Annotated in this window: 9 protein-coding genes and 1 pseudogene; 9 read left to right on the plus strand and 1 reads right to left on the minus strand. The window is 71.3% G+C overall.

Going from position 1 to position 12,180, the window contains the following annotated elements:
• Positions 1-32 precede the first annotated feature (32 nt).
• A complete protein-coding gene (locus K1J60_RS37110; RefSeq protein ID WP_220650030.1) occupies positions 33-773 on the minus strand; it encodes a GntR family transcriptional regulator in 741 nt (246 codons plus the stop codon).
• 219 nt (positions 774-992) lie between these two features.
• Here K1J60_RS37110 and K1J60_RS37115 point away from each other — a divergent pair, with 219 nt between their 5' ends.
• The 9 genes and pseudogenes from K1J60_RS37115 (at position 993) to K1J60_RS37155 (ending at position 12,168) form a co-directional block, all read left to right on the plus strand.
• The gene (locus tag K1J60_RS37115; RefSeq protein WP_220650031.1) at positions 993-2,144 is read left to right on the plus strand and encodes an ABC transporter substrate-binding protein; all 1,152 of its coding nucleotides are present in this window, start codon (positions 993-995) and stop codon (positions 2,142-2,144) included.
• Complete coding sequence (locus K1J60_RS37120) at positions 2,141-3,043, plus strand: ABC transporter permease (RefSeq protein ID WP_220650032.1); 903 nt, start codon at positions 2,141-2,143, stop codon at positions 3,041-3,043. The genes K1J60_RS37115 and K1J60_RS37120 overlap by 4 nt, the downstream gene beginning before the upstream one ends.
• The gene (locus K1J60_RS37125) at positions 3,031-3,879 is read left to right on the plus strand and encodes an ABC transporter permease (RefSeq protein ID WP_220650033.1); all 849 of its coding nucleotides are present in this window, start codon (positions 3,031-3,033) and stop codon (positions 3,877-3,879) included. Before K1J60_RS37120 ends, K1J60_RS37125 begins: the two co-directional genes overlap by 13 nt.
• A 3-nt stretch (positions 3,880-3,882) precedes the next feature.
• A complete protein-coding gene (locus K1J60_RS37130) occupies positions 3,883-4,956 on the plus strand; it encodes an ABC transporter ATP-binding protein (protein WP_220650034.1) in 1,074 nt (357 codons plus the stop codon).
• Between the two features lie 96 nt (positions 4,957-5,052).
• On the plus strand, positions 5,053-6,531 hold the full coding sequence (locus tag K1J60_RS37135) for an HAD-IA family hydrolase (protein ID WP_220650035.1): 1,479 nt from the start codon (positions 5,053-5,055) through the stop codon (positions 6,529-6,531).
• 146 nt (positions 6,532-6,677) lie between these two features.
• Positions 6,678-7,874 carry an MFS transporter gene (locus tag K1J60_RS37140; RefSeq protein WP_220650036.1) on the plus strand — a complete coding sequence of 399 codons (1,197 nt, stop codon included), beginning with the start codon at positions 6,678-6,680 and terminating at the stop codon, positions 7,872-7,874.
• A 163-nt stretch (positions 7,875-8,037) separates the two neighbouring features.
• Positions 8,038-9,275, plus strand: a pseudogene (locus tag K1J60_RS37145) (IS701 family transposase).
• A 342-nt stretch (positions 9,276-9,617) separates the two neighbouring features.
• Complete coding sequence (locus K1J60_RS37150; RefSeq protein WP_220650037.1) at positions 9,618-10,406, plus strand: carbon-nitrogen hydrolase family protein; 789 nt, start codon at positions 9,618-9,620, stop codon at positions 10,404-10,406.
• A 49-nt stretch (positions 10,407-10,455) separates the two neighbouring features.
• The gene (locus K1J60_RS37155) at positions 10,456-12,168 is read left to right on the plus strand and encodes a flavin monoamine oxidase family protein (protein ID WP_220650038.1); all 1,713 of its coding nucleotides are present in this window, start codon (positions 10,456-10,458) and stop codon (positions 12,166-12,168) included.
• The last annotated feature ends 12 nt before the right edge of the window (positions 12,169-12,180 follow it).

The following is a 12,180-nucleotide window of genomic DNA, read 5'->3' on the forward strand; positions in this document are numbered from 1 at the left end:
CCCGCGCCCCTGAGCGGGCCGGGGCCTTCACGTCACTCCGCGGTCTTTCTCGCCAACGCGTTGTTGCCGATCGAGTTGTGCACGCTGAAGCTCACCGCGTCCGGGCGGTAGCGGTCGTCGGACCACTCCACCGGGCGGCCCTCGCGGGTGGTGGTGACCCGCCGGACCCGCAGGAGGGGGCTGGTGCGGCGCACGGTGAGGAGCTCGGCGTCCCGGGCGCCGGCCGCCACGGCGTCGATGACGTGCTCCCCGTAGGCGAAGACCAGACCCGTGTCGTCGAGCAGGCGCTGGGTCACCGAGGGGCAGTCCGCCTCGATGGGCTCGACGGCCGGGGAGATCCAGTCGGCGTAGACCGTGCGCTCCAGCAGGACGGGCTGCCCGTCGAGCCCGCGCAGCCGCAGCACGTGCAGGACCCGGGCGCCCGGGGCGAGCTGGAGGCGTACGCGGTCCTCCGCGGCGGCCGTCCGGTACTCCTGGGCGATGACCCGGCCCGTCGCCTCGCGGCCCATCGCGCGCGCCCACTGGGCGAAGCTGCGCAGCTCCGCGAAGCTCTGGCTGCGGCGGCCGGCCAGGACCACACGGCGGGCACCCTGACGTGAACCGATGAGGCCCTCCGCGGTCAGGGTCGCCACCGCCTGGCGGACGGTGCCGCGCGAGACGCCGTAGCGGGCCGCGAGTTCGGTCTCCGGCGGCAGCAGACTGCCCACCGTGTACTCCTCACGGTCGATCGCCCGCCGCAACTCCTCGGCGATCTCCTCGTGTCGCGCCGCCATGGTCCCCCTCCGTTCGTCCGCTGTGTGCAGCGCGACCAGCCTAACGAGGTGGGGAAGAGGTCGCCCAACACTCCCTCCGGCCGGTGTTTGTGCGGGAAAACGTGCACGAGTATTTCGCCGCTGTTTACGCGCGTGATATGAAGCGCGGACCTAATGAGGCCAACTTGTTCAGACAAGTGCTCCACCCAGATCGTCCCTGCGCGTACCCCTGGAGAGCCCGTGAACCTCTTCCCGCCGAGAACCGCCGTCATCGGCGGCGCCCTCGCCGCCGCAGTACTCACCCTCAGCGCCTGTGGCGCGGCACCCGAGACCACGACCACCGACGACGGCGTCAACGCGGCCACCGCGACCTCGGCGGAAGACTTCGGCGGCATGGACGCGCTGGTCGCCGCCGCCAAGCGGGAGGGCAAGCTCAACGCGATCGCCCTGCCCCGCGACTGGGCCAACTACGGCGCGCTGATCGACGGCTTCGAGAAGAAGTACGGCATCGAGATCGAGGTGGAGAACCCGGACGGCGCCAGCCAGGACGAGATCAACGCCGTCACCTCGCGCAAGGGCCAGGACCGCGCGCCCGACGTGCTCGACCTCGGCAGCTCCTTCGCCATCAGCGCCGCCCAGCAGGGGCTGCTCGCGCCGTACAAGGTGGCCGCCTTCGCCGACATCCCCGAGGGCCAGAAGGACCCGAAGGGCCAGTGGTACAACGACTACGGCGGCTACATATCCATCGGGTGCGACGCGAAGCGGGTCAAGGAGTGCCCGGAGACCTTCGCCGACCTGCTGCGGCCGAAGTACAAGGGGCAGGTCGCGCTCAACGGCAACCCCACCAAGTCCGGTTCGGCCTTCGGCGGCGTCTGGGCGGCCTCCCTGGCGAGCGGCGGTTCGTTCGACGACATCCAGCCCGGCCTCGACTTCTTCGCCGAGCTGAAGAAGAACGGCAACTACACGCCCGTCGAGTCGACACCGGCGACCGTCGAGAAGGGCGAGACGCCCATCAGCATCGACTGGGACTACCTGAACGCCGGGTACGCCGACGAGTTCAAGTCCAAGGGCGTCGACTGGAAGGTCGTCGTCCCGGAGGACGGCAAGTTCTCGCAGTACTACTCCCAGGCCATCAACAAGGACGCCCCGCACCCGGCCACCGCCCGGCTCTGGCAGGAGTACCTCTACAGCGCCGAGGGCCAGAACCTGTGGCTCGCCGGCTACGCCCGCCCGGCCCTGATGCCCGCCATGGAGAAGGCCGGCACGCTGGACGAGAAGGCCGCGGCCAAGCTGCCGAAGGTGTCGGGCACCCCCGAGTTCCCGACCGAGGAGCAGCAGACCAAGGCCAAGGACGCGCTCGCGCAGGGCTGGGCCAAGGCGGTCTCCGGGTGACCGCCGTCGTCACCGAGGCCGACCCGGCACTCGTGGCCGCCGCTTCCGTGAAGCGGCGGCCCCGCCGCGGCGGATGGCTCGCCGTGGTTCCGCTGCTGGCCTTCGTCGCGCTGGCCTTCGGACTGCCCGCCGTCGCCATGCTGAACGGCGCGTTCACCGTCAAGGACCCGGCCACGGGCGCCACGTCCTACACCACCGCGAACATGACGGCCTCCGTGCAGGGGGCCTACCTCACGGCCATGCTCGGCAGTGTGAAGCTGTCCGCCGTCGCGGCCGGGCTCGCGGCCGTCCTGGGGCTGCCGCTCGCCCAGGCCGTGGTGACCTCCCGCTTCCCCGCGCTGCGCGAGGCCGTGCTCACCGCCTCCGGGGTGCTCGCCAACTTCGGCGGAGTCCCGCTCGCCTTCGCGTTCGTCGCCACCCTCGGCAACTCCGGTGTGCTGACCAGGCAGTTGGGCCTGACGGACAAGGGCTGGGACCTGTACAGCTTCTGGGGACTGGTCATCGTCTACCTGTACTTCCTGATCCCGCTGATGGTTCTCACCATCACCCCCGCCCTCGACGGACTGCGCGTCCAGTGGCGGGAGGCCGCCCAGAACAACGGCGCCACCGGCCTCCAGTACTGGCTCCACGTGGCCCTGCCCGTCCTCGCGCCTTCGCTGCTCGGCGGGCTCGTGCTGCTCTTCGGCAGCGCCTTCGCCGCGTACGCCACCGCCGCGGCCATGGTCGGCAGCTCGATCCCACTGGTCACCCTGCAGATCGCCGACGCCATCTCCGGCAACGTCCTCGTCGGCCAGGAGAACGTGGCGCTCGCCCTCAGCCTCGACATGGTCCTGATCGCCGGGCTTGTCATGGCCGTCTACCTGCCCCTGCAACGACGGAGTGCGCGATGGCTGGCCTGACCCCGGGACGCCCGGCGACGCGCCGCCCCGCTCTGTGGCGCCCGCTCGTCCTCGCCTGCGCCGGGCTGTACTTCCTCGTCCCGCTCGCCGCCTCCGTGATCTTCACGGTCGATGTGCCCGGCGAGGGCGTCACCTTCGACGCCTACAGCCAGATCCTCGGCACCGACGGCTTCGTGACCAGCCTGCTGCTCTCCCTGGAGCTGGCCGCCGCGACCATCGCCGTCGTGCTGCTGCTGATGGTGCCCGCCATGGTCGCGCTGCGGCTCGGCGCCCCCAGGCTGCGGCCCGTCGTGGAGGTGGTGTGCGCACTGCCGCTGGTGGTGCCGCCGATCGCGTTCGTCGCCGGCCTCGGCACCGTGCTCAAGTGGGGGCCCGAACACCTCTCCCGCACCCCGCTGTTCCAGACCTTCGTCGCGGTCCAGAACCCCGACTTCCCCATCGTCCTGGTCCTCGCCTACGTCGTGATGGCGCTGCCCTTCGTGCACCGGGCGCTGGACGCGGGGCTGCGCGCCATGGACGTACGCACCCTCGTGGAGGCCGCCCGCAGCTGCGGGGCGAACTGGCCGCAGGCGCTGGTGCGGGCCGTGCTGCCCAACCTGCGCGGGGCACTGCTCAACTCCGCCTTCCTCACCCTGGCGCTCGTCCTCGGCGAGTTCACCGTCGCCCAACTGCTGGGCTTCCGGCCGTTCGCCGTGTGGATCGTCAACGTCAGCGGCTCGCAGGCCCAGCTGTCCGTGGCCGTCTCGGTGCTCAGCCTGCTCGTCACCTGGGCCATGCTCCTCGCGCTCGCCTCCTTCGGCGGACGTACCCGAACCGCTTCCGCCTCCGGGGGATGAACCATGACCGTGCTTGAGAAGACCGCGGCCGACACCGCCGCCACCGTCGAGTTCCGTGGGCTGCGCCGGGAGTTCGGCGCCACCGTCGCCCTCGACGGCCTCGACCTGACCGTCCGTCCCGGCGAACTGCTCGCCCTGCTCGGCCCCTCCGGCTGCGGCAAGACCACCGCCCTGCGGATGCTCGCCGGCTTCGAACACCCCGACGCCGGCGAGGTGCTGGTCGACGGGGAGGACGTCACCCGCGTCCCCGCCCACCGGCGCGACGCCGGCATGGTCTTCCAGTCGTACAGCCTCTTCCCGCACCTCAGCGCCCTCGACAACGTGGCCTTCGGCCTGCGCATGCGCAAGGTGCGCACGGCCGAACGGCGGTCCCGCGCAGCCGAGTTGCTCGACCTCGTGGGCCTCGCCGACAAGGGCGCCCAATACCCCCACCAGCTCTCCGGCGGCCAGCAGCAGCGCGTCGCGCTCGCCCGGGCGCTCGCGCTGCGCCCCCGCGTGCTGCTGCTCGACGAGCCGCTCTCCGCCCTCGACGCCAAGGTGCGGCTCACCCTCCGCGAGGAGATCCGCCGACTCCAGCAGGAGCTGGGCATCACCACCCTCTTCGTGACGCACGACCAGGAGGAGGCCCTGTCCATGGCCGACCGGGTCGCTGTCATGCACGCCGGACGGCTCGAACAGTGCGCCACGCCCGTCGAGCTGTACGGCCGCCCGGCCACCGCCTTCGTCGCCGAGTTCGTCGGCACCATGAGCCGCATCCCGGGACGGCTGGACGGGACGACGGTCGAGGTGCTGGGCATGCGGCTGCCCGTCGACGGGACGGCGCCGACCACCCCGGAGGTCGACGTCCTCGTCCGGCCGGAGACGGTCGCCGTGCGGCCGGACGACACCGGTGACGCCCGGGTCGTCGCATCCGCGTTCCTCGGCGCCGCCACCCGCCTCACCGTACGGCTCGCCGACGGCACCGAGGTCAAGGCCGACCTGCCCACCCACGAGGCGGCGGCCCTCGGCGCCGGGAGCTCCGTGACCGTGAGCCTCCCCGCGCGGCCGGTGCTCGTCGCCGCGCGCCCCACCCGCTGAGACACGGCCGCCCTGCCCCCCACAACCGGGCTTCCGCCCCGACACCCACGGAACCGACGCCTCACGGAACCGACGCCCCCACGGAAAGAGGGTCCCTTGTCCCGATCCGCGCTCCAGGCCGCCCTGTTCGACATGGACGGCACGCTCGTCGACACCGAGCGGCTGTGGTGGGAGGCGGTGGCAGAGGTGGCCGCCGGCCTCGGACGCGCGCTGACCGAGGCTGACCAGCCTGACGTCCTGGGCCGCCCCGTCGAGCACACCGCCGACTGGCTCGCCGCCCGCACCGGCGCCGACGGGGCCGCGCTCGCCGCCGAACTGCACCGGGAGTTCGCCGACCGGGTCCGTACCGGGATCGTGCCCCGCCCGGGCGCCCTGGAGCTGCTGCGGGCCCTGGCCCGCGAGGGCGTCCCCACCGCCCTGGTCACCGCGTCGCCGCGCGCCGTCGCCGACACCGTCCTCGACGTCCTCGGCCGCGACCTGTTCGCCGTCTCCGTCACCGCCGACGACACCGAGCACACCAAACCCGCCCCCGACCCCTACCTCGCCGCCTGCCGCGCCCTCGGCGTCGACCCCGCCGCCTGTGTCGCGGTCGAGGACACCACGACCGGGGTCACCTCCGCGGAGGCCGCGGGCTGCGTGGTCCTCGCCGTTCCCTCGCTCGCCCCCATCGAGGAGGCTCCGGGGCGGACCGTACGGGAGAGCCTTCAGGCCGTGACTCCGGCGAGCCTGCGCCGGCTGGTCGCGCCCGACGGTCCCGCCCTGCGCGTGATGACGTGGAACCTCTGGTACGGCGGCACCAAGGTGCGCGACCACCGCGCCAAGCAGCTCAAAGTGATCACCGAGACCGGTGTCGACGTGGTCGGCCTCCAGGAGACGTACGGCACCGCCGCCCAGGAACTCGCCGACGCCCTCGGCTGGCACCACCACAGGGCCGGCGACAACCTCGGCATCATCAGCCGACACCCGATCACGGCCCGCCTCGGCGACCCCGACGTCGGCTTCTACGGGGCCGCCGGCGTCCGCATCAGGACCGACTCCGGCGCCGAGGTCGACATCTGGACGGTCCACCTCGACCACCAGCCGTACGGACCCTACGAGGCCGCGTTCGACGGGCTGCCCGCCGCCGAGCTGATCGCGCACGAGGAGGTGCGGCTCGCCCAGCTGCGGGACTGCCTGCGCCGGGTCGACGACACCGTGCCCGCGGTGCCGGTCGTGCTCGTCGGTGACTTCAACAGCCCCTCGCACCTCGACCGGCCGCACGTCGACTGGCCGGTGACCAGGGCCGCCGAGGCGAGCGGCCTCCGCGACTCCTACCGGGAGGTCCACCCCGACCCCGTACGGCAGCCCGGCCACACCTGGTCGCCCATCCACGTCGAGCACGAGGACGGCAGCGGCCGGCCCGAGCCGCAGGACCGGATCGACTTCGTCCTGCACCGGGGCCTCGCGGTCCTCGACTCCCGGACCCATGTCGGCGGCGTCCCCCGGACCTGGCCGGACGTGGCGGACAACGACTGGCCGTCGGACCACGCCGCGGTGATCACCACGTTCGCGCTGGACCCCGTGGTCCGGGAGTGACCCCCGAAAACCCCCTGGGCCGGGCGAGGCGGCCCGGCTAACATCGGTGCCATGACCTGGCGACATTGATCCACCCGCCGCGCCTCCCGAGGACCGCCTCGGACGCCGCTTCGACGACGTCCGATTCGCTCCTTCGGGAAGGCCTCATGACTCTCTCACCTGCGCGTGCGCCCGGTGCCGCGACCAGTGGTGTCCGGCGGCTCACGGCCACGCTGTACGGGTACGCGTTCCTCGACGACTTCGTGCTGCTCTACCCGGTGTACGCGCTGCTGTTCAGCGACACCGGGCTGTCGATCTGGCAGATCTCCTCGCTGTTCGCCCTGTGGTCCGTCACCGGGATCGTGCTGGAGGTGCCGTCCGGCGCCTGGGCCGACGCCGTCTCCCGGCGTCTGCTGCTGTGGGTGGGGCCGCTGCTGACCGCCGTCGGCTTCGCGCTGTGGCTGATCGCTCCCTCGTACTGGGCCTTCGCCCTCGGGTTCGTCCTGTGGGGGGTGCGGGGCGCCCTCGGTTCCGGTGCGCTGGAAGCGCTGGTCTACGACGAACTCGACCGGCTGGGCGCGGCCGACCGGTACGCCCGGGTCGTCGGTCGGGCCCAAGCGGTCGGGATGGTCGCCGTGATGGCGGCGATGGCGCTGGCCGGACCGGTCCTCGACCTCGGCGGATACCCGGCCGTGGGCGCGGCGAGCGTCCTGGTCTGTGTGCTGACCTCGATGGCGGCCACGCGGTTCCCCGAACACCGGGCAGCGGTGCCGGGGCCGAAACACGCCTCGACCCTCTCCACCCTGCGGGCGGGGCTCACCGAGGTCCGCCGGGACCGTTCCGTACGCGGAGCGATGCTTCTCGTGCCGGCCGTCGGGGCCGTCTGGGGCGCGCTCGACGAGTACACGCCGTTGCTGGTCCGGGAGACCGGGGTGGCCGAACAGACCGTGCCGTATCTGCTGCTGGTGATCTGGGTGGGGCCGGCGGTCGGCAGCCTGCTGACCGGGGCGGGGGAGCGGCTGGGCACGGCCGGGCTGGGGGTGGTGCTGGCGGGCTCGGCGGTCGCACTGGCCGTGGGGGCGCTGCTGGGCACCCCGGCCGGCATCGGGCTCGTCGCCGTCGCCTTCGGGGGCTTCCAGCTGGTCAATGTGCTCGCCGACGCGCGGTTGCAGGACCGCATCGAGGGGGCGCGGCGGGCGACGCTGACGTCCGTGGCGAGCATGGGGACCGAGACGGCGACGGTCGCCGTCTTCGCGGCCTACGCCGCCATCGGTGCGGGGCATGCGCACGGGGTCGCGTTCGCCGTCTTCGCGGTGCCGTATCTCGTGACGGCGGGTGTGCTGGTGGCGCGGAGGGGCGCGTAAGGGCGCCTAGTACTCCAGCAGTACTTCGTGGCTTGACCTGGGGAAACGTCGAGCGGTGGGAGTGTAGCGGGCGGGAAGTCGTCACGGACGGCTTCTGCCCGCACGCCCCTCGAAGGAGTGCCCCCGATGGCAAGGTCGCCCCGGGCCTGGGAAGCCTCCGGTCGTGATCACAGAACAGGCAGCCGAGACCTGGGACCGCGACCTGGACCACCTCTTCACCACCATCGGGCGCCACTTCGGCCGTGTCGAACCACGCCGCCGCATGCGGGACTACGTGCGCGCACTGCTCGCCCCGGTGGCCCGAAAAACAGCTGGCAACTTGCCGAACACGCTGGCCACGCCACCCCGGACGGCCTGCAGCACCTGCTCTCCCGAGCCCGCTGGAACCCCGACGACATCCGCGACGACCTGCAGACCTACGTCGCCGAACACCTTGGCCGCCCCGACGGGGTACTGATCATCGACGACACCGGGTTCCTGAAGAAGGGCACTACATCCGCCGGAGTCCAACGGCAGTACTCCGGCACCGCCGGCCGTACCGAGAACTGCCAGATCGGCGTCTTCGCCGCCTACACCAGCACAGTCGGCCGCGCCCTGGTGGACCGGGAGCTCTACCTGCCCAAGTCCTGGACGGACGACCGTGACCGATGCCGCGCCGCCAAGATCCCCGACGAGCGGGAGTTCGCCACCAAGAACACCCTCGCGGCAACGATCGTCCGCAGAGCTCTGGCCTCGCCACTGCCGGTCGCCTGGGTCACGGCGGACGCCGCCTACGGACAGGACAACCGCTTCCGCCGGATGCTGGAAACATCCGGCGTCGGCTACGTCCTGGCCGTCCCCAAGTCCCAGTTCTCCCTGGCCGGCCCACGCATCGACAAGGCCTTCGAGCAGGCCCCCGACCAGGCATGGGAACGCCGTTCCTGCGGCGCGGGCGCAAAGGGACAGCGCGAATACGACTGGGCAGCCGTCAAGTTGCGCCCAGTGGTCGAGTACGACCACCAGGGCGGCGTGTTGATCCGTCGACGGTGGGCGCTGGCACGGCGCAGCTTGAGTCGGCCGGACGAGATCGCCTACTACCTCGGCTACGCACCGCTGGATGTCGGTGTGGACGAACTGGTGCGCGTCGCTGGCGCCCGGTGGGCGATCGAAGAGTGTTTCCAGGCAGCGAAGAACGAGTGCGGCCTGGACGAGTACGAAGTCCGCCGCTACGTGGGCTGGTACCGGCACATCACCCTGGCCATGCTCGCCCACACCTTCCTCGTTGCGATGAGCGCGCGAGCAGCCGAAAAAGGGGATCCACCGGTGAGGATGCCGCGGTCATCGAGCTCACCGTGGCAGAAGTGCGGCGACTCCTGGCAGCTCACACACCCCGAGACCTTCACACCCTCACTCACGTGTTGAGCTGGTCGCACTGGCGCCGACGACGCCAAGCGGTGGCCCGCCGCTGCCACTACCGACGTCGGGGGCACTCCTTCGAGGGGCGTGCGGGCAGAAGCCGTCCGTGACGACTTCCCGCCCGCTACACTCCCACCGCTCGACGTTTCCCCAGGTCAAGCCACGAAGTACTGCTGGAGTACTAGGGGGAGGGGGTGTGAGGGCCGCGCAACGAATCGTCGTGCGGTCCGTCCCGCACGCAACGAATCCCCCATCGGTGCGCAATGGCCGCCGCTTGTCCGGTTCGGCGCGGCGGCCGTACCGTCTTCCTGGCCCCCGAATCCCCCTTTGTCCCGGTGAGGAACACGCATGCGTACCGCCCTGCTCCAGAGCTCCGGCCGGCCCGGCTCGGTCGTCGGGAACCTGAAGGTGCTGGACGAGGCCGTGGGGCGGGCCGCCGAGGCGGGGGCCGGGCTGGTGGTGGCACCGGAGATGTTCCTGACGGGGTACGCGATCGGGGACGACATCGCGCGGCTCGCCGAGGCGGCCGACGGCGACTCGGCCGACGCGGTCGCCGAGATCGCGGGGCGGCACGGGGTCGCGATCGTCTACGGATACCCGGAGCGCGCCGGTGAGGCGGTCCACAACTCGGCGCAGTTCGTCTCCGCCGACGGCGTCCGGCTGGCGAACTACCGCAAGACCCACCTCTTCGGCTGCTTCGAGCGCGACCACTTCACGCCGGGAGAGCGGAGCGTCGTCCAGGTCGAACTGGGCGGGCTCCGCGTCGGGATCCTGATCTGCTACGACGTGGAGTTCCCGGAGAACGTCCGCGCCCACGCCCTCGCCGGCACGGATCTGCTGGTGGTGCCGACGGCCCAGATGCATCCGTTCCAGTTCGTCGCCGAGTCGATGATCCCGGTGCGGGCCTTCGAGAGCCAGATGTACGTCGCGTACGTCAACCGGGTCGGCCGCGAAGGGGAGTTCGACTTCGTCGGGCTCTCCACACTGGCCGGGCCGGACGGGATCGCGCGCACCCGCGCCGGACGCGGGGAGGACTTCGTCCTCGCCGAGGTCGACCCCGCCTTCCTCGCGGCCTCCCGCGAGGCGAACCCGTATCTCCAGGACCGCCGCCCCGGGCTCTACGGCTCCCTCGTCTGAGCCCCGCCCCACTTCGCACACCCGTTTCGCCGCAAGGAGTCCGTACCCCATGACGTCCACCGTGCCCAACGCCGTCGAGCACGCAGACGAGCAGCAGCCGCCGATCACCATGTTCGGCCCGGACTTCCCGTACGCGTACGACGACTTCCTGGCCCACCCGGCCGGTCTGGGCCAGATACCGGCCACCGAGCACGGCTGTGAGGTCGCGGTCATCGGTGGTGGACTGTCCGGCATCGTGGCGGCGTACGAGCTGATGAAGATGGGGCTCAAGCCGGTTGTCTACGAGGCCGACCGGATCGGCGGGCGCCTGCGGACGGTCGGGTTCGACGGGTGCGATCCCTCGCTCACCGCCGAGATGGGGGCGATGCGCTTCCCGCCGTCCTCCACGGCTCTGCAGCACTACATCGACCTGGCGGGTCTGGAGACCCGTCCGTTCCCCAACCCCCTCGCGGAGGCCACGCCGTCGACCGTCGTCGACCTCAAGGGCGAGTCCCACTACGCCGAGACCATCGACGACCTGCCGCAGGTCTACCGGGACGTGGCCGCCGCCTGGAAGGCCTGCCTCGAAGAGGGCGCCGACTTCTCCGACATGAACCGGGCGCTGCGTGAGCGGGACCTGCCGCGCATCCGGGAGATCTGGGCGAAGCTCGTCGAACGGCTCGACAACCAGACCTTCTACGGCTTCCTCTGCGACTCCGAGGCCTTCAAGTCCTTCCGGCACCGCGAGATCTTCGGCCAGGTCGGCTTCGGCACCGGCGGCTGGGACACCGACTTCCCCAACTCCATCCTGGAGATCCTGCGCGTCGTCTACACCGAGGCCGACGACCACCACCGCGGCATCGTCGGCGGCAGCCAGCAACTCCCGCTGCGGCTCTGGGAGCGTGAGCCCGAGAAGATCGTGCACTGGCCGTACGGCACCTCGCTGAGGTCCCTGCACGCCGCGGGGGAGCCGCGGCCCGCCGTGACCCGGCTCCAGCGGACCGCCGGCAACCGGATCACCGTGACGGACGCGAACGGTGACATCCGTACGTACCGGGCGGCGATCTTCACCGCCCAGTCCTGGATGCTGCTGTCGAAGATCGCCTGCGACGACTCGCTCTTCCCGATCGACCACTGGACGGCCATCGAGCGGACGCACTACATGGAGTCCAGCAAGCTCTTCGTGCCCGTCGACCGGCCGTTCTGGCTCGACAAGGCCGTCGACGACCAGGGGAATCCGACGGGCCGTGACGTCATGTCGATGACGCTCACCGACCGTATGACGCGCGGCACCTACCTCCTCGACGACGGCCCGGACAGGCCCGCCGTCATCTGCCTCTCCTACACCTGGTGCGACGACAGCCTGAAGTGGCTGCCGCTGTCGGCGAACGAGCGGATGGAGGTCATGCTGAAGTCGCTCGGCGAGATCTACCCGAACGTCGACATCCGCAGCCATGTCATCGGCAACCCGGTGACCGTCTCCTGGGAGAACGAGCCCTACTTCATGGGCGCGTTCAAGGCGAACCTGCCCGGCCACTACCGCTACCAGCGGCGCCTGTTCACCCACTTCATGCAGGACCGGCTGCCCGACGACAAGCGGGGCATCTTCCTCGCAGGCGACGACATCTCCTGGACGGCAGGCTGGGCGGAGGGCGCGATCCAGACCGCGCTCAACGCGGTCTGGGGGGTCATGCACCACTTCGGCGGCACCACGGACGCGACCAACCCCGGTCCGGGAGACGTCTACGACACGATCGCCCCCGTCGAACTCCCGGAGGACTGAGGCGTTTCCGAT

Origin of the sequence: Streptomyces akebiae, assembly GCF_019599145.1 — a bacterium.
Classification (GTDB): Bacteria; Actinomycetota; Actinomycetes; order Streptomycetales; family Streptomycetaceae; genus Streptomyces; species Streptomyces akebiae.